Source organism: Geomonas silvestris (genome assembly GCF_014193515.1).
Lineage (GTDB): Bacteria > Desulfobacterota > Desulfuromonadia > Geobacterales > Geobacteraceae > Geomonas > Geomonas silvestris.
The window spans coordinates 1-17787 of the sequence record NZ_BLXX01000017.1; the positions used below are offsets into that span (position 1 = coordinate 1).

Here is a 17787-nt window from a genome sequence, read left to right on the forward strand (position 1 = left end):
GTGAAAAGATCAAAAAGAGCCGTTGGCTTCAGCATTCAGCCAAGCCACTGGAAGGCCATCCTTCGAGAGGACGGGAAACCTACGCTTTCCCCTTGACATTACTCATCATGGATGTCCCCCCTTTTGCAAAGTGGGGGACGTGAGGGCGCTGGGATGTGCTAAAGGGGAACTTCATCCGCGCTTCACTTGGTATCCGAAATTTGGCGGAAGCGGGGAGGGTCGGCCCTGCTTTGGAGGTAACTAGATCAGCACCTTGCGCCAGACCTCTACCACGGTGCCGATGGTGCGGGTGCCCTCGTCGGGGCGAAACGGCGCGTAGGCCGGGTTGTCCGGAGCCAGGAAAACCTCGCCGTCCTTGAGCCGGAACCTTCTGAGGATCGGATCGCCCCAACGGTTGTTCACCAGGATGATGTCCCCGCTCTTTCTCTCCAACTCGGGATTGAAGATCACCAAGTCGCCGTCTTTTATGGTCGGTGCCATGAAGTCGCCATAGCAGACGATGGCATAGCATCCTGCCGGGAGGTTCGGAACCGAGATGAAATCCCCCCGGTGATTTCGGGGCAGCGGCAGCTCCTCCGGGATCACCTCGAGCAAGGGCGCCTGAGCTCCCGCAGGGGCGGCAGTCGCCGCCGCCTGGAAGGTGTCGCCGGCCCCCTGCATAAGCCAGTCGCGGTTGATGCCGAAGGTATGGGTGAGTGCGATCAGCAGGGTGTCCGACGGGACTTTGCGACCGGTTTCGATGCCGCTTAAGAAGCCCTGCACGATGCCCAGCGAACCGGCAAAATCCTTCTGGGTCAGACCCAAGGCGAGCCGCGCCTTGCGGATCCGCTCTCCCAAATCTGGCATGTATTCCTGAGATATCATGTTATCACCTGGAGATAAAATGGTATTGCTCTTGACATGATGCTGCGAACTGGTATAGTGCAGCAATATCGGGAAGCTGTCGTAAATATAACGCGACGTCAATGTAACAGCTTTATTCTTCTTGTGCAATAAAAAATTTCTGAGAGATAGCTACCGGAGAGAAGGGGGTGGGTATGGCAGGGACACATCACCGTCTGTATGAAATAACGCAGCAGGTGCAGGGGGACCCGCTGGGCAACGCACTGATGGACGAGGTGCTCACCACCTGCTTCGATTTCACCCTCGGCAACCGCCAGGCCCTGGAGCGACTGATGCGCGCCCTGACCCGCTTCAACCAGCACCTGGCAAGCTATGATGCCCCCATTGCCTCGGGTCTTTTCCAGGGAACGCCGCAGGAAGTCTCGCGCTGGGCCGAACAGTTGATGGACGAGATCCTGGAGCACGGCGCCCACTCCTGAACTATTATCCTAAGGCGCGCGGACGCCCGGTCCTCCGGATGCCGCGCGCCCCTTTCCCGCAGCCCCCTCCTCACTGCAGTACCTCCCGGCAGTCGTGGCTCCCCGTCTCAAGACGTATTCCCTGCCTCTGTCTCGCCTCGGTTGCATCTATCTCTCTCCCCGAGAAACTCGCCGGCAACTGCTCTTTTCCATGCCGCGGATCGCGACCGCCTTCCGGTGCGGGGTGGTCCCGGTTCATGAGTAATAGGATTGCTTTTTTCCCGACAAATTGTATATAGTGGCCCGATAGCCTTAACCAAAGGATGGAGCTATGGTACGAACCATTTTGACTTACCCGAACCCGGAGCTTAAGAAGCGTTCCAACCCGGTGACGGTCATTACCGACAAGACCCGCGAACTGGTACGCGACATGGCCGACACCATGTACGACGCCCCCGGTGTCGGGCTCGCCGCCCCCCAGATCGGGGTGCACCAGCGCATCGTCGTGATCGACGTCTCGGAGAAGAACGAGGCGCCCAACCTGATCGTCGCCATCAACCCGGAGATCGTGCACGGCGAAGGCGAGGAGTACGAGGAAGAGGGGTGCCTGTCGGTCCCCAAGTACTCCGCGAACGTACGCCGGCACGCCCGCGTGGTGGTGAAGGCTCTGAACCTCGAGGGTGAGGAACAGACCTTCAAGGCCGACGGCCTGCTCGCCATCGCCTTCCAGCACGAGATCGACCACCTGGACGGCATCCTCTTCATCGACCACCTCTCTCCGCTGAAACGCGGTATTTTTCGCAAGCGCTACCTGAGAGCCCAGGAAGACGCCCGGGAGCTTCATTGATGACAGGACTGCGCATCGTTTTCATGGGCACCCCCCAGTTCGCCTGCCCGACCCTGAAAACACTCATCGACCGCGGTGAAAACGTGGTGGCGGTGGTCACCCAGCCGGACCGCCCCAAGGGGCGCGGTCAGCAGACCCTGCCGCCGCCGGTCAAGGAACTCGCGGTAGCCCACGGCATCCCGGTACTGCAGCCGGTCAAGGTGCGCCACCCGGAGGCCATCGAGGAGATCCGGGCGCTCAAACCCGACCTGATCGTGGTGGTCGCCTTCGGGCAGATCCTCCCCAAGGCGCTTTTGGACATCCCCGGCAAGGGGTGCATCAACGTGCACGCCTCGCTGCTGCCGCGCTACCGCGGCGCTGCACCGCTTAACTGGTGCATCATCAACGGCGAGACCGAGAGCGGCGTCACCACCATGCTCATGGACGTGGGGCTCGACACCGGAGACATGCTCCTCAAGGCAGTCACCCCGATCGACCCGGACGAGGACACCTCGAGCCTGCATGACTGCCTCTCGGTGCTCGGCGCCGAGCTTCTGGCCCAGACCATCGACCTGGCCGCCAAGGACATGCTCGAGCCGGAGAAGCAGGACGACGCGCTCACCTGCTACGCTCCCATGATGAAGAAGGAAGACGGGCTGATCGACTGGACCCGGGAAGCCGCCGCCATCAAGAACCAGGTGCGCGGCATGACCCCCTGGCCGGGTGCCTTCAGCTACCTGGACGACAAACTCCTCAAGGTGTACCGGGTGCAAAGCGCCCAGGGCGCAGGCCGGCCCGGCGAGGTGCTCGCTGCGAGCCGCGACGGCATCGAGGTCGCCTGCGGTACCGGAAGTATCGTCATTTACGAATTGCAGCTGGAAGGCAAGAAACGTCTTCCGGCCGCCGAGTTCCTGGCCGGGTGCAAGCTCGAGCCGGGAACCCTGATTGGCAAGAAGGGGCTCCCCGTTGGTTAATAAGAAAGACAAAGCACAGCAGCCTCCCAAGAAGCGGCTCTTCGTCGCCCTGATGGGCTTCACCTGCTTCTTGGTCGTCGGCATCATCTACCTGAGCTGGTGGATCCCCACCAAGGGACTCGCCAACATCCACCCGGACCTGCCGCGCCTGATCGGCATGATCTTCGGCATCCTCTCCGGGGTGGCCCTGCTCGGTACCCTGCTCCTGGTGCTCACCACCGCCTTTGGCAAGGACATCCTCTTCACCAAGTTCATGCGCGGGGTGGTCATCAAGTTCCTCCTGCCGCTCATCGAGCTTTTGGGGCGCCTGTTCGGGCTCTCCAAGGACACCATCCGCCAGTCTTTCGTGGCGATGAACAACAGCCTGGTCGCCTCCCAGCGCCTCAAGATCAAGCCGGACCGGATCCTGATCCTGCTGCCGCACTGCCTGCAGCTTGCGGCCTGCGAGATCAAGGTGACCGGCGAGATCGACAAGTGCCTGCGCTGCGGCCGTTGCGACATCATGGGTCTTGCCGATCTGGCCCAGAAGTACTCGGTGGACATCTCGGTTGCCACCGGCGGCACCCTGGCGCGCAAGGTCATCGTCGAGAAGCGCCCCAAGCTGGTGCTGGCGGTCGCCTGCGAGCGCGACCTCACCTCCGGCATCAAGGACTGCTACCCGCTGCCGGTCATCGGCGTCTTGAACGACCGCCCCTTCGGCCCCTGCTTCAACACCAAGGTGGACGTGGAGAAGATCGACGAGGCGCTGCGCTCGGTACTGGTCAACTCGTAATGTTCCCGGTTCGCTCGGCGCTCGTCCCGCTCTGCAGCGCTCTCCTCGCCCTGGTCCTCCTCATCCCGCTTGTCTTGGCTCCGGCCCAGGCCCGCGCCGCGGCGGAGTCGCAGATCACCGAGTACCGGGTGGTGCGCTCCCTGGTGCGCGACACGGCGGGGCGGCAGCGCCTGGCGATTCGCAGCTTCCGCTGCGACGGGATCCCCCACCTGCTGGTAGTCGACCCGCTAAGCTTCGCCACCTTCGATCTCCCCGCGAGTGAGCTCTCCACCGAGGTCCCGGCCGCCGAAAATGCGCTTGCCGCGACCCCCTTCGGGCGCGCCCTTAAAAGCTCGACCGCCGCACCCTTTCCCCTGCAAAACGACGGCGCCACCCGGGCCGAGGCACCGCTTGGCGGGGTCTGCCTCACCGTCGACCTCTGCCCCTCGAAGCGTTCCTTCGAACGCGAGCTCTTCGACACGCTGGTTGACGGGGCCGCACCGGTTCCGGTGGCCGTCGCGGTGACCGGCGCCTGGCTTTTGAGCCATCCCGAGGAGCTCGCCTACCTGAAGCGCGAGTCCGCCGCCGGGAAGCTCGTCATCACCTGGATGAACCACTCCTTGCACCACCCCTACGACCCGCAGGCGCCGCTGGCCCGCACCTTCCTGCTCACCCCGGGCACCGACTTCGACGCCGAGGTGCTGGAGGTGGAGAAGCTCTTGCTGGCGCGCGGGTTGGTGCCGTCCCCTTTCTTCCGTTTTCCCGGGCTGGTTTCCGACGCCGCCACGGTAAAGCGCCTGCGCGAGCTCTCCTTGATCCCGATCGGCGCCGACGCCTGGCTCGCCAAGGGGGAGCACCCGAAAAAGGGGAGCTTCATCCTGGTGCACGGCAACGGCAACGAGCCCAAGGGGATCAAGCTCATCCTCCCCATGCTGCGCCGGGGCGAACTGAACCTGATGCCGCTTTCCGCAGCCTTCGGGGGATAGGGGTCGATCACTCGCCCCTAGAGCCGGCAGGTCCGCAACGTTTCGCCTGCCACCCTTTCCAGCTCCCATTGGCTCTCCCTCTCCCGGAGGGTGTGGTCTCCTCGCCAATGTCACCGTAGTCTCACAGGTACCACGCCTATGAAAAAGCTCCTGTTGCTCCTTATCTTCTCCCTCTTCCCCGTCACCTCGTATGCCGCTGCAGATCTCCCCAGCCACCTGGTGGCCCAGGTTCCCACGCCGGTACTGAACACCCTCGCGTTCTCCGCCTCCTTCTCGCACGGGCGGCTCGACCCCTGCCGCGGGGATCGCCCGATCGAATTCGTGGCGCTCCCGGGCACGCTCTTCACGGTGCAGGGGGTGAGCCATGACCACGGCGTCACCATCTACCGGGTCACCACCAAGGATTACCCCTATCCCTCCAAGACCGGCTACTTCGTGGACAGCAGATTTGTCCGCGCCGCCGACAGCTCGACGCCTGAGCGTGCCGCGAAACTCCCGGGACGTGCCGAGATCCAGGAGGGGCTCCTTGCCTCGCTCGGTAAGACCTACGTATGGGGAGGTAACGTCCGGGAAGGGGTGGACCTTGTGGAAAAACTCTATCCGCAGGGGGACCGGCTGGCGGGGGTGGACTGCTCGGGGCTGCTCTATCAGGCAACCGACGGCTTTACGCCGCGCAACACCTCGGCCCTGATCAGCTATGGAAACGCGCTGCCGGTTGCCGGGCTCACGGCCCGGGAGGTCGCCCGGAAACTGGAGCCGCTCGACCTCATCGTCTGGAAAGGACACGTGATGATCGTGCTCGACGGCGAGAGCATCATCCAGAGCACCATGGGATGCCCCGGTGTGGGCGGGGTGGGGATCTCCCCCACCGTCGAGACGCTGGAGAAGCTCATGAAAACGAGAAAACCCCGGGACAGCTATCCCCAGGGTTCGGCAGGCTCCAAGTCGTTCGTGGTGCGCAGGTGGTTCAGGCAGTAAAGCCGGGGGGGACGGTCTTGGCGCGGGAAAGGGAGATGGAGAGTTCCTTCTCGGCTGCCACCAGGTCGCTCTTGCCGGTGAGTTCCTCGGTCGTGGGGAGCGGCCCGTCCGGGACTACCGACAGGAAAACCTCGACGATCACGGGGTCCAGCGAGTTACCCGCGAGGGCGCGGACCATTTCGCGTGCCTCGGCGCAGGGGTAGCCTTTGCGGTAGGGGCGGTCCATGGTGAGCGCATCGTAGATGTCGGCCACCGAGACGATGCGCACCTCGAGCGGTATCGCCTCGCCGGCGAGCCCGGTCGGGTAGCCGGTGCCGTCGTAGCGCTCATGGTGATGGTGGATGATGTTGGTGGCCATGTCGGAGAGGTGCGCCTTCTCCGCCAGGTCGGCACCCCAGTAGGTGTGCATCTTCATGGTCTCGAACTCGACGTCGGTGAGCTGGTTCGAGCTGTTCAGGATGAACTCGGAGACCCCGATCTTGCCGCAGTCGTGCAGCCAGCTGCCGTATTTGATCTGGCGCTGGGCCTCCTTGGGGATCCCCATAGCCTCCGCGATCATCAGCGCGTACACCGCCACCCGGTCGCAGTGCCCCTTGGTGCTCGGGTCCTTCAGTTCGATGGTCTGGGCCAGCGAGCGCAGCACCGATTCGTCCTCGCGCCGCAGGGTCCGGTTCAGCCGGTAGCGCCGCAACCCCTCCTTCACTGCCCCCAGAATCTCCTCATCCTGCCAGGGTTTCAACAAGTAGCGGAACACCTCGGAACTGTTTATGGCGGCCAGCGCCGTGGGAAGGTCGATGTAGGCGGAGATGAGCACCTTCACCGTGTCCGGCGAGACGTTTCGCAGGTGGGTGAGGAAATCCAGCCCCGACATCCCCGGCATCTGGTTGTCCGAGACCACCACCGCAATCTCATACTGCTTGAAGAGTTCCAGCGCCTCCTCCGCGTTGCTCGCCGTCAGGATGCTGATTCCCCGGGAGAGGAACAGGTCCTTGGACATCTGGAGCGTGAGCCTGCTGTCGTCTACAAACAGTATTTCTGCTGCCATGATCTTCCCCTTGCAGTTTCTGCGAAGCGGGCGGCGTTCCTACGGAGAAACGCGGCCTGTCCGACGCTCGCCATACTATGGTCTCATGAATCAATTGTCAATCCAAAGATGGCTGGAAAGGGGGGCGGGAAAGATAATGAAAGGCTAAATCCTGCGCGTGTTTAGGATGTTTCCGTATTTTCTGAATGGCTCATTGAGACGGCCTCACGGCGGGCCAGCTCTTCCTGGAGCGCCTCCAGCTGGCGCGGAGCGACTCCCTTCGACTGCGCCAGTCGGCGTACCTCGGTGTCGGGGATGGCGGGGAGCAGCAGGGTGAACCAGATCGCCGGAGTCTTGCGGTTCCCCAGTGCGGCGAGGCGGATCTTCGGGCGCACGCCCCAGCGCTCGTGGCGCAGCATCGCGGAGATCGACTCGGCGCTGGCCTGGGGGGAGCGGAGGTGGGCGAGCAGGTTTCCCTCCGCAAGGCGCGGGTTGCTGAGGACCGCCTGTACCAGGCGCAGCTCGCCGTCGGCCAGCAGGGCCTCGAGAACCGTCGAGCTGCAGCGGCGGGCGAGGGTTATCTTGATTCCCAGCTCGGTGTCGGGGAGCCGCTTCTGGATCGCCTGCTGGGCGGCCGCCTTGTGGTCCGCGCTGGCCAAGGGGTGGCGCTGCACCTCGACCAGTTCCATGAGGTGGAGCTGGCCCAGCAGTTCCTGCACGAGGGGTGGCGGGGTGGCGGGGTGGGCGGCGAGGGCGATCTTCACGCGCCGGCTCGTTGCGGCCTGGGGTGAGTGGGCAATGCTGCGCAGCAGCGCCTCGGGGAGTTTCGCCCGGCGCAGCACGGCCAAGAGGTGCGCCTCGCGCAGCTCGGGGTTCTTCAGGGCGGCCCGGACCAGGTCGGTGTCCCCTTCGCGCAGGAGGGTGGCCAGCTCTTCCCCTTTGGCGGAAAGCGCCTGAAGCAGCGTCGCGGCCCGAGCGGAGTCGAGTGCAGCGGCACGTTCAGTAGTGCGGGGCTGGGGTGTGTCGATGGTGCTACCCTTCCTTTCTGCTTGCTACTCGGCGCAGCAGGAGAGCCGCTGGATGTCCTGGCGGAAGCTCTGCGCGCAGAGCTTGAGCCCCTCGCCCATGGAGGGGTAGACGTGCAGGGTCTCCGCGAGCTGGGCTACGGTCAGGTTGAAGCGGATGGCCAGCGCCGCCTCGTTGATGATATCGGCCCCGCGGTGCAGGCAGAGGTGCACCCCGAGGATACGACCGCTCCCCTTTTCGGCGACGATCTTGATGGCGCCGCGCAACTCGCCGGTTATGTGCGATTTCGGGATCGCCGAGGCCGGGATGGTGTGGCTGATCACCTCGAAGCCGGCCTTGCGCGCCGCCGCCTCGCCGTAGCCTACCATGGCCACTTCGGGGTCGGTGAAGATGGCCATGGGGATCGAGCCGTAATCTATCACGCAGCGGCAGCCGGTATCGAGCATGTTGTCCACCGCGGCGATCCCTTCGCGGGCGCCCACCGTGGCGATCTGCAGCCCCCCGGTGACGTCGCCGGCCGCCCAGATGCCGGGCGCGCTGGTGCGCATCTCGCCGTCCACCAGGATATAGCCGCGCGGGTCGGTCTCCACCCCCGCCTTCTCGAGCCCGATCCCCGCGGAGGCCGGGGCGGTACCTACCGCCACCAGGAGCTGTTCGGACTGGAACACCCGCGGCTCGCCGTTTACCTGGGTGTCCACGTAGGTCACGCCGTTTCGGTAGGCGACCGAGCAGACTGTGGCGTTCACCACGACCCCGATCCCTTCCGCCTCGAGCGCCCCGCGCAGCGCCTGGACCGGCTCCTCCTCCACCGCGGGAAGCAGCCGGTCGCCGTGCTCGATCACCGTCACCTCCACCCCTAGGCGGCGGAACATCTGGCCGAGTTCCAGGGCGATCACCCCGCCCCCCATGATGGTGAGGGACCTGGGTGGGGTCTTCATGAGGAGCGCACTCTTACTGGTGAGAAAGGGGGTGTCGTCGAGGCCGGGAATGGGCGGGATGCGCGGAGCGCCGCCGGTGGCGATCAGGATCCGGTCCCCCTTGAGGATCTGGTCACCGACCTCGATGGTGTCCGGTGCCAGGAAACGGGCGTTACCCTTGATAAGGCGCAGATTCGGGACGTTGTCCAGGACGTCCAGGTACTTGGTCTGGCGCAGTTCCTGGACCACGTCGAGCTTGTGGGCGTCGAGCCGCGGGAAGTCGAGGCCGGCCGCGTCGGTTCCCAGCCCGAGGGAGGCGCCCAGTTGGGCCAGGTGGCGAAAGAGCGCCGCGTGGATCAGCGTCTTGCTGGGGACGCATCCCCAGTTGATGCAGGTCCCTCCCAAGACACTCTTCTCGATCATGATCGGGCGCGCCCCTTGCGCTTGCGCCCTGAGCGCCGCGGCGAAGGCGGTCGATCCCGATCCGAGGATGATGATTTCAGGCCCCTCACTCATGGAAATGCCTCCCTAGACCAGTGTACCGTGAACTCCTTCATTGGTAAACCGGAGAAAGCCGCTCTCTTTGCTCTTGTCGGCGGCCGCTGCCGCGAAGCCGCAACTGGCGCTAGCCTACACTTGGTGCGGTGCGAGGAAGAGGCGAGGTGAGGCTGCGGTGGGAGGTTGAGGGTGGAGCCTTCACGAGGGGGTTCATTGGAAGCCCGGCTGTGTCAGGTGGCACCGCGTTCCCCCCTTTGCGAAGGGGGGCAGGGGGGATTCACCGCTGTGGCAAATACGGAGTTAATGGCAACCTGGGGCAAATCCCCTCTGTCTCCCCTTCGCAAAGGGGATGACCTGACGCCTGCTGCGTTGCCTGGTTTTGGGGGGAATGAGCCTTTAGGGAACGAGGCGACCACGTACCCCTTACCCTGCCAAAAATGCAGCCTCCTCAAACTTCCCGCCCCGGCTGTCAAACTGTGCGAGATATAACAAATTGGCGGCCGATAATCCTTGACACTCGCCGGAAATAATTGTACTTTTGCGAGCCTAACTCTCTGTACAGTCTGCCTTTCAGCCAGTTCGGGCACTGTGTGAAATCATCGGTTAATTTGGAGGCGGCGTGTTGACATTTCAGGAGCTGATTCTCTCCCTGCAGGGGTATTGGGCCAAGCAGGGGTGCGTGATCCAGCAACCCTACGATACGGAAAAGGGTGCCGGTACCTTCAACCCGGCCACTTTCCTGCGCGTGCTCGGTCCCGAGCCCTGGAACGTGGCCTACGTGGAGCCCTCCCGGCGCCCCACCGACGGCCGCTACGGCGAGAACCCGAACCGGCTGCAGCACTACTACCAGTTCCAGGTGATCATGAAGCCCTCGCCGGCGAACATCCTGGACCTCTACCTCGACTCCTTGAGGGCCTTCGGCATCGACCCCGGCAAGCACGACATCCGCTTCGTCGAGGACGACTGGGAGTCCCCGACCCTGGGCGCCTGGGGGCTTGGCTGGGAGGTCTGGCTGGACGGCATGGAGATCACCCAGTTCACCTACTTCCAGCAGGCCGGCGGCATCGACCTGAAGCCGGTCTCCTCCGAGATCACCTACGGCTGCGAGCGTATCGCCATGTACCTGCAGGGCGTGGATAACGTCTATGACCTCGAGTGGGTCAAGGGGATCAAGTACGGCGACATCCACCACGAAAGCGAGGTGGAGTTCTCCACCTACAACTTCGAGGAAGCCGACGTCGACATGCTTCTTAACCTCTTCAAGATGTACGAGAAGGAGTGCATCCGCCTGGCCGAGAAGGGGCTGGTCCTGCCGGCCTACGACTACGTCATGAAGTGCTCCCACACCTTCAACCTCTTGGACGCCCGCGGCGCCATCTCGGTCACCGAGCGCGCCTCCTACATCGGCAAGGTGCGCAACGTCGCCCGCCTGTGTGCCGAGGGATACCTGCAGATGCGCGAGCGGCTTGGCTTCCCGCTTTTGAAAGGAGGCCGCTAATGGCTAAGGACCTTTTCCTGGAGATTGGTTGCGAGGAGATTCCGGCGGGCTTCATCCCGAAGGCCATGGCCGATATGGAAACCATCATCCGGCGCGAGCTGGAAAGCGCCCGGCTCGAGTTCAGCGAGGTCGTCACCATGGGGACCCCGCGCCGCCTGGTGCTGGCGGTGAACGGCCTGGCCGAGCGCCAGCCCGACGCCGAGTTGACCGCCATGGGACCGGCCAAGAACGTGGCCTACGACGCCGACGGCAACCCGACCAAGGCGGCCCAGGGCTTCGCCCGCGGCCAGGGTGTCGACGTTAACGACCTGAAGCTCGTGATGACCGAGAAGGGCGAGTACATCGCCGCGGTGAAGAGCGAGATCGGCCGCGAGACTGCCGAGCTTTTGACCGAGATGCTGCCGCGCCTGGTCAACGCCATCCCGTTCAAGAAGTCGATGCGCTGGGGCGACCTCGAGGCCCGCTTCGCCCGCCCGGTGCACTGGATCGTTGCGCTCTTCGGCGGCTCCGTAGTCCCCTTTGGCTTCGGGAACATCGTCAGCGGCTCCCAGTCGCGCGGCCACCGCTTCATGGCCAACAGCACCTTCCCGGTGCGCGACCTGGCCCACTACCTGGAGGAGTGCGAGCGCCACTTCGTCATTCCCGACCCCGCCAAGCGCCAGGAGATCATCCGGGCCGAGATCGCCCGCGTGGCGAAACTGGCCGGCGGCAACGTGCTCCAGGACGAGGCGCTCCTGGAGCAGGTCTCCTTCCTGGTCGAGTACCCAAGCGCCGTGCACGGCACCTTCTCGCCGGACTTCCTGGCTGTTCCCCGCGAGGTGCTCATCACCTCGATGCGCGAGCACCAGCGCTACTTCTCGCTGGTGGACAACGCCGGCAAGCTCATGCCGGGCTTCATCACCATCAACAACACCCTGACCGAGGACCCGAACGTCGTGGTCAAGGGTAACGAGCGCGTGCTCCGTGCCCGCCTCTCCGACGCCCGCTTCTTCTTCGTGGAAGACCAGAAACAGACCCTGGAAAGCCGCGTCGAGCTCTTGAAGAGCGTGGTCTACCAGGCGAAGCTCGGCACCTCCTACGAGAAGATGGAGCGCTTCCGCACCCTTTCCGGTTTCCTCGCCGCCAAGTTCAACCCGGCCGTCACCGAGAAGGCCGCCCGCGCCGCAACGCTCTGCAAGGCCGACCTCGTTACCGGCATGGTGGGTGAGTTCCCCGAGGTCCAGGGGATCATGGGACGCGAGTACGCCCTGCACGATGGCGAGGACCGCGAGGTCGCGGCTGCCATCGCAGAGCACTACCTCCCGACCCAGGCAGGGGGCGAGCTGCCGGCCTCCGACATCGGCGCCTTCGTCTCTTTGGCCGACAAGATGGACACCATCTGCGGCTGCTTCAGCGTGGGGCTCATCCCCACCGGTTCCGCCGACCCCTACGCCCTGCGCCGCTCGGCCCTGGGGATCATCAACATCATCCTCGACAAGGGGTACCGGTTAAGCCTCGCCGAGTTCGTCGGCGCCGCCCTGGACCTTTTGGCCGGCAAGATGACCCGCAAGCGCGAGGAGGTCGAGCGCGACGTGCTCGAGTTCTTCAAGGTCCGCTTCGTGAACCTGATGGCCGACCGCTGCGCCTCCGACGCGGTGGACGCCGTGGTGGCGGTCGCCTGCGACGACCTGGTCGACGCCGCCGCCAAGATCGCGGCGCTGGCCGAGTTCCGCAACCGCGAGGACTTCGTGCCCCTGGCCGTCGCCTTCAAGCGCGTGGTGAACATCGTGAAGGAAGGGGTGGCTACCCCGGTTGCCGAAGCGCTCTTCCAGGACCCGGCCGAAGGGGCCCTCTACGGCGCCCTCACCGCGGTCTCCGGGAAGGTGAGCGGAGCCGTCGCCTCCGGCGCCTACACCCAGGCCCTGGCGGAAATCGCCACCCTGAAAGAGAGTGTCGACCTCTTCTTCGACAAGGTCATGGTCATGGCCGAGGACGAGAAGGTACGCCAGAACCGACTGGCACTGTTGACCGGCATCGCCCGGCTCTTCGCCCAGCTCGCAGACTTCTCGAGGCTATCGCCGTAATGAATCAGCCGGTTCGCACGCAGCGCGACTGTCTCAAGGTTCTAAGCGAACTGGCACAGAGGCTCGCGCTGCCTGCATGACGCTCACGTAAACCGCCGTCACCTTCATGGTCGACGGCGGTTTTGTCTTTTGCGAAAAGTAGAGTAAACTAATAAAGCTCACATTCTCGATGTACTAATCTTTAAGGGGGTCATACATGAAGTACGTGTACTTTTTCGGCGCGGGAAAAGCGGACGGCAATGCAAAGATGAAGGACCTGTTGGGTGGCAAGGGGGCCAATCTTGCTGAAATGACAAGCATCGGGCTGCCGGTTCCGGCCGGTTTCACCATCACCACCGAGGTCTGCACCGAGTACTACAAGAACCAGCAAAACTACCCCGCAGGGCTCAAGGAAGAGGTCGCCGCGAACCTGCGTGCGGTGGAAGATCTAATGGGAAAGAAATTCGGCGACGCGAAGAACCCCCTCTTGGTGTCGGTCCGCTCGGGTGCCCGCGCCTCCATGCCCGGCATGATGGACACCATTTTGAACCTCGGTTTGAATGACACCACGGTGCAGGGGATCATCGCCCAGTCCGGAGACGAGCGATTCGCCTACGACGCCTACCGCCGTTTCGTGCAGATGTACTCCGACGTCGTCATGGGGATGCACAAGGACGAGCTGGAGCAGCTTTTGGAGCGCAAGAAGGAAGCGCGCGGCGTACACCTGGACACCGAGCTGACCGCCGCGGACTGGAAGGAACTGGTCGGCGCCTTTAAAGAGAAGATCCAGGAGACCCTCGGGGTTCCCTTCCCGGAGGACCCGGAGGCGCAGCTTTGGGGTGCCATCGGCGCCGTGTTCGGTTCCTGGATGAACCAGCGCGCCATCACCTACCGCAAACTGAACAGCATTCCGGCCGAGTGGGGCACCGCAGTCAACGTGCAGTCCATGGTGTTCGGCAACATGGGTGACGACTGCGCCACCGGTGTCGCCTTCACCCGCGACCCCTCCACCGGCGAGAACTACTTCTACGGCGAGTACCTGGTGAACGCCCAGGGCGAGGACGTGGTGGCCGGTATCCGCACCCCGCAGCCGATCAACCGCGCCAAGCACAAGCCGGGCGACCTCCCCTCCATGGAGGAGGTGCTGCCGGACTGCTACCAGCAGCTGGTGGGGATCCGAGAGATCCTCGAGAAGCACTACCGCGACATGCAGGACATCGAGTTCACCATCGAGACCGGCAAGCTCTACATGCTGCAGACCCGCAACGGCAAGCGCACCGCGAAAGCCGCCATCAAGGTCGCCGTGGACATGGTGAGCGAGGGGCTCATCGACGAGAAGACCGCGGTGTTGCGCGTAGCGCCGAACCAGCTCGACCAGCTCCTGCACCCCTCGCTCGACCCCAAAGCGGATAAAAAGGTGATCGCCAAGGGGCTTCCGGCCTCCCCGGGGGCCGCCTCTGGCGCCGTGGTCTTTACCGCCGACGAGGCCGAGAGCCAGGCGAAGCTCGGTAACAAGGTGATCCTGGTGCGCGTCGAGACGAGCCCCGAGGACATCCACGGCATGCACGCCGCCCAGGGGATCCTGACCGCCCGCGGCGGCATGACCTCGCACGCGGCGGTCGTTGCCCGCGGCATGGGCAAGTGCTGCGTGGCCGGCTGCGGCGACATCAAGGTCGACTACGCCGGCGGCAAGTTCGCCGCGAAAGACGGCACCGTGATCAACAAGGGTGACGTGATCACCCTGGACGGCGGCACCGGCGAGGTGATGCTGGGCGCGGTCCCGACCGTCGCCGCCAGCGCCTCCGGCGACTTCGCCACCCTCATGGGGTGGGTCGACAAGTTCCGCCGTATGAAGGTCCGCGCCAACGCCGACACCCCGCACGACGCCCGCACCGCCCGCGAGTTCGGCGCCGAAGGTATCGGCCTGTGCCGCACCGAGCACATGTTCTTCGAGGCGACCCGAATCGCCGCGGTGCGCGAGATGATCCTCGCCGCCGACATCGACGGGCGCCGCAAGGCCCTGGCCAAGATCCTCCCCATGCAGAAAGGGGACTTCATCGGCCTGTTCCGCGAGATGAAGGGGCTGCCGGTCACCATCCGTCTCCTCGACCCGCCGCTGCACGAGTTCCTCCCCCAGGAGGACAAGGACATCGAAGAGCTCTCCCGCACCATGGGGGTCTCGGCCCAGACCCTGCGCCACAAGGTGGAGTTCCTGCACGAGTTCAACCCGATGCTCGGCCACCGCGGCTGCCGTCTCGGCGTCACCTTCCCGGAGATCTACGACATGCAGGTGCAGGCGATCATGGAAGCGGCCTGCGAGCTGGTGCGCGACGAGGGGTTCGAGATCGTCCCCGAGATCATGATCCCGCTCGTGTCGGTGACCAAGGAGCTTTCGCTCATGCGCGCCAACGCGGTGGCGGTCTGCGAAGACGTCATGGCGCGTTACAAGGTGAAGGTGAACTACCTGATCGGCACCATGATCGAGCTGCCGCGCGCCGCCATCACCGCGGACTCCATCGCCACCGAAGCCGACTTCTTCTCCTTCGGCACCAACGACCTGACCCAGACCACCTTCGGTCTCTCCCGCGACGACGCAGGGAAGTTCCTCCCGTTCTACGTGGAGAACAACATCATCGAGGAGGACCCCTTCGTCTCGCTGGACCAGGACGGCGTCGGCGCCCTGGTGAAGATGGGCTTCGAGAAAGGGCGCTCCACCCGCGCCTCCCTGAAGGTCGGCATCTGCGGCGAGCACGGCGGCGATCCCTCGTCCGTCATCTTCTGCGACTCGGTCGGGCTCGACTACGTCTCCTGCTCGCCGTTCCGCGTACCCATCGCGCGACTGGCCGCAGCCCACGCGACTTTGGGCGCGAAGTAGCGCAAGGTCAGGATCGCTCGTGCCAATCAAGCCCCCTCACCCCTTGCGAGAGAGGGACAGGGTGAGGGGGAACTGGCAGCTGCCGGCTTCACCCACCCCCATCCCCCTCCCGTCAAGGGAGGGGGGCTCCTTGCCAATTTCAAAACCGTACAAGAGCCCCTGGAGCCACTCTCCGGGGGCTCTTTCACTATTTCGGCTTGACACCTTCCCGGACGTTGTTGTAAACACGTGGTAACGCTAAAATGGGGCTTGAAGGCTCCACATGAAAAAATCAGATGGGGGAACGGTAATGGCTAACGGTGTGGTCAAGTGGTTCAATGACGCGAAGGGGTTTGGTTTCATCGAGCAGGAAAACGGCGTGGACGTGTTCGTTCACTTCTCGGCCATTCAGACCGAGGGCTTCAAGTCCCTCACCGAGGGCGATGCCGTCTCCTTCGAAGTGACCCAGGGAGCCAAGGGGCTGCAGGCCGCTAACGTGGTAAAGCTCTAAGTCATACAGCACGCACCAAAGGGGCCCCGGGGACTCGCTTCTTCGGGGCCTTTTTTTGCGGTCAAACCACCGCGATCGTTACCGACACCCATAGAGATAGACGGACATGCGCATCAACGAGAAGACAGATTCGTCGGCGATTGCCAAGAAAGGGAAGGGGGCCGCTGCCGCCAAGGCTGCGGGGAGCTCGTCCAAGCCGCTCTTTGCGGGCCGTCTGGAGCAGATCGCCAAGACGAGTACGGACTACCAGGGTGAGCTGCAGCGCCTCAAGGAGGAGATCGACGAGGCCGGCTCCAACCTCGAGAATCAGCCGACCATCGCCAACTTCAAGATCTTCCGGAATCTGTTGGGGACTCTGGCACGCAAGGTGACCTCCGAAGCCTACCGGATGGAGCTGTTGGCGGGTGGTCTCACCGGTCGTACCCACGAGGTGATCACCGTGATCGACAAGGAGGCCGATCTCCTCTACCACCTGATCATGCGCGAGCAGAAGGACCACATCCGCATCGTGGCGCAGATCGTCAAGATCAAGGGGCTGGTGGTGGATATCCAGCTCTAGGCGCTGCCGCCGGTTGATGCGTGAAAGGAAAGGGAGGCTCCCGTTATGGAGGCCTCCCTTTTTAATGGTGAGCTGGCGGTATAGGCCTTGGCGGTTTTTGACGCGGTAGGGGCGAATAATCATTCGCCCATCCTCTCCCAACGGGAGAGGCGGCCAAAGGCCGAAGTAGGGTGTCAGGTTGTATTGGCGTGTATTCCTGCCACGGTCCCCTCTCCCCCTGCGGGAGGGACAGGGTGAGGGGAAAGCTGCCATCTGCACGAGGCCCGCTCTTAGGCCACCGTCACCGTCAACCGTCCCACCTGTGCAATCTCCGCAACCAGCCTGTCGCCGCTCTTGATCGGCCCGACCCCCGCAGGGGTGCCGGTCAGGATGATGTCGCCCGGCTCCAGGGTGAAGATGCCGGAGAGGTAGCTTATCAGTTCGGGGATGCGGTGCATCATGAGCGCGGTGGAGCCGTTCTGGCGCAGCTCGCCGTTCACGCTGAGGGTGATCAGGACGTCCTGCGGGTTGCCGACCGCGGCGGCGGGGACGAACTCGGAGAGCGGGCAGGCGGTGTCGAACCCCTTGGCGATCTCCCAGGGGAGCCCCTTTTTCTTCTGCTCGGCCTGCACATCACGCAAGGTCAGGTCGATGGCCACGCCGAACCCGGCCAAGTGGGAAAGGGCTTCTCCCGCCGGGATGTGCTTGCCGCCGGTCCCAATGAGAAGCGCCAGTTCCGCCTCGTGGTGGCAGTCGCTGCTGTAGGAAGGAATCACGATCTGTTCCCCCTCGCCGATCACGCTCGAGGCAGGCTTCATGAAGATGACCGGACGCTCCGGCATCTCGTTCCCCAGCTCCTTGATGTGGTCCACGTAGTTCCTGCCGATGCAGAGGATCTTGCCGATGCGGATCTCTTCCGCGCTCCCCTTGAGCTTTGCGGTTTTCATGAGGTACCCTCCGGGAAAGATGATGTATGGTGTGGCGCTTGGTGGCTTTTGTCGTGAATCAGTGGGAACAGGCGTTCCGTGTTCCCGAAAGGTAGCGAGCGGCGTCACGTCCTCCC

16 protein-coding genes are annotated in these 17787 nt (G+C 63.9%); 11 read left to right on the forward strand and 5 right to left on the reverse strand.

The window, feature by feature from the left end; translation table 11 throughout:
• Nucleotides 1–240: 240 nt before the first annotated feature.
• Complete coding sequence (locus tag GMST_RS19690) at nt 241–846, reverse strand: helix-turn-helix domain-containing protein (protein ID WP_246399929.1); 606 nt, start codon at nt 844–846, stop codon at nt 241–243.
• Between the two features lie 191 nt (nt 847–1037).
• Between GMST_RS19690 and GMST_RS19695 the strand changes: the two genes are divergently transcribed.
• The 6 genes from GMST_RS19695 to GMST_RS19720 all read left to right on the forward strand — a co-directional run bounded on the left by GMST_RS19695 (nt 1038) and on the right by GMST_RS19720 (nt 5816).
• Nucleotides 1038–1322, forward strand: a complete 285-nt coding sequence (locus GMST_RS19695; RefSeq protein ID WP_183356422.1) for a DUF1759 domain-containing protein — start codon at nt 1038–1040, stop codon at nt 1320–1322.
• A gap of 310 nt (nt 1323–1632) precedes the next feature.
• Entirely contained in the window at nt 1633–2148 is a 516-nt protein-coding gene (def, locus tag GMST_RS19700) for a peptide deformylase (protein ID WP_183356423.1), read from the forward strand.
• On the forward strand, nt 2148–3101 hold the full coding sequence (gene fmt / locus GMST_RS19705) for a methionyl-tRNA formyltransferase (protein WP_183356424.1): 954 nt from the start codon (nt 2148–2150) through the stop codon (nt 3099–3101). Before def ends, fmt begins: the two co-directional genes overlap by 1 nt.
• Before the next feature lie 52 nt (nt 3102–3153).
• The gene (locus GMST_RS19710) at nt 3154–3873 is read left to right on the forward strand and encodes a DUF116 domain-containing protein (protein ID WP_183356467.1); all 720 of its coding nucleotides are present in this window, start codon (nt 3154–3156) and stop codon (nt 3871–3873) included.
• Entirely contained in the window at nt 3873–4838 is a 966-nt protein-coding gene (locus GMST_RS19715) for a polysaccharide deacetylase family protein (protein ID WP_183356425.1), read from the forward strand. Before GMST_RS19710 ends, GMST_RS19715 begins: the two co-directional genes overlap by 1 nt.
• A gap of 138 nt (nt 4839–4976) precedes the next feature.
• On the forward strand, nt 4977–5816 hold the full coding sequence (locus GMST_RS19720) for an NlpC/P60 family protein (RefSeq protein WP_183356426.1): 840 nt from the start codon (nt 4977–4979) through the stop codon (nt 5814–5816).
• Here the strand turns inward: GMST_RS19720 and GMST_RS19725 are convergent.
• From GMST_RS19725 to merA, 3 genes are all read right to left on the reverse strand, one after another.
• On the reverse strand, nt 5806–6861 hold the full coding sequence (locus GMST_RS19725) for an HD-GYP domain-containing protein (RefSeq protein WP_183356427.1): 1056 nt from the start codon (nt 6859–6861) through the stop codon (nt 5806–5808). The genes GMST_RS19720 and GMST_RS19725 overlap by 11 nt on opposite strands.
• Nucleotides 6862–7022: 161 nt before the next feature.
• Complete coding sequence (locus GMST_RS19730) at nt 7023–7688, reverse strand: hypothetical protein (protein WP_183356428.1); 666 nt, start codon at nt 7686–7688, stop codon at nt 7023–7025.
• Between the two features lie 204 nt (nt 7689–7892).
• Nucleotides 7893–9299 carry a mercury(II) reductase gene (merA, locus tag GMST_RS19735; protein ID WP_183356429.1) on the reverse strand — a complete coding sequence of 469 codons (1407 nt, stop codon included), beginning with the start codon at nt 9297–9299 and terminating at the stop codon, nt 7893–7895.
• Nucleotides 9300–9903: 604 nt separating this feature from the next.
• Between merA and glyQ the strand changes: the two genes are divergently transcribed.
• The 5 genes from glyQ (at nt 9904) to GMST_RS19760 (ending at nt 16745) form a co-directional block, all read left to right on the forward strand.
• Nucleotides 9904–10779, forward strand: a complete 876-nt coding sequence (gene glyQ, locus GMST_RS19740) for a glycine--tRNA ligase subunit alpha (protein ID WP_183356468.1) — start codon at nt 9904–9906, stop codon at nt 10777–10779.
• Entirely contained in the window at nt 10779–12842 is a 2064-nt protein-coding gene (gene glyS / locus GMST_RS19745; RefSeq protein WP_183356430.1) for a glycine--tRNA ligase subunit beta, read from the forward strand. The genes glyQ and glyS overlap by 1 nt, the downstream gene beginning before the upstream one ends.
• A 196-nt stretch (nt 12843–13038) precedes the next feature.
• Complete coding sequence (ppdK, locus tag GMST_RS19750; RefSeq protein ID WP_183356431.1) at nt 13039–15696, forward strand: pyruvate, phosphate dikinase; 2658 nt, start codon at nt 13039–13041, stop codon at nt 15694–15696.
• Nucleotides 15697–15985: 289 nt separating this feature from the next.
• Nucleotides 15986–16186 carry a cold-shock protein gene (locus GMST_RS19755; RefSeq protein WP_183356432.1) on the forward strand — a complete coding sequence of 67 codons (201 nt, stop codon included), beginning with the start codon at nt 15986–15988 and terminating at the stop codon, nt 16184–16186.
• A gap of 106 nt (nt 16187–16292) precedes the next feature.
• Nucleotides 16293–16745: a YaaR family protein gene (locus tag GMST_RS19760; protein ID WP_183356433.1), complete on the forward strand. Its 453-nt coding sequence runs from the start codon at nt 16293–16295 to the stop codon at nt 16743–16745.
• Nucleotides 16746–17014: 269 nt separating this feature from the next.
• Here the strand turns inward: GMST_RS19760 and GMST_RS19765 are convergent, their stop codons facing one another.
• Entirely contained in the window at nt 17015–17671 is a 657-nt protein-coding gene (locus tag GMST_RS19765) for a fumarylacetoacetate hydrolase family protein (protein WP_183356434.1), read from the reverse strand.
• Nucleotides 17672–17787 lie beyond the last annotated feature (116 nt).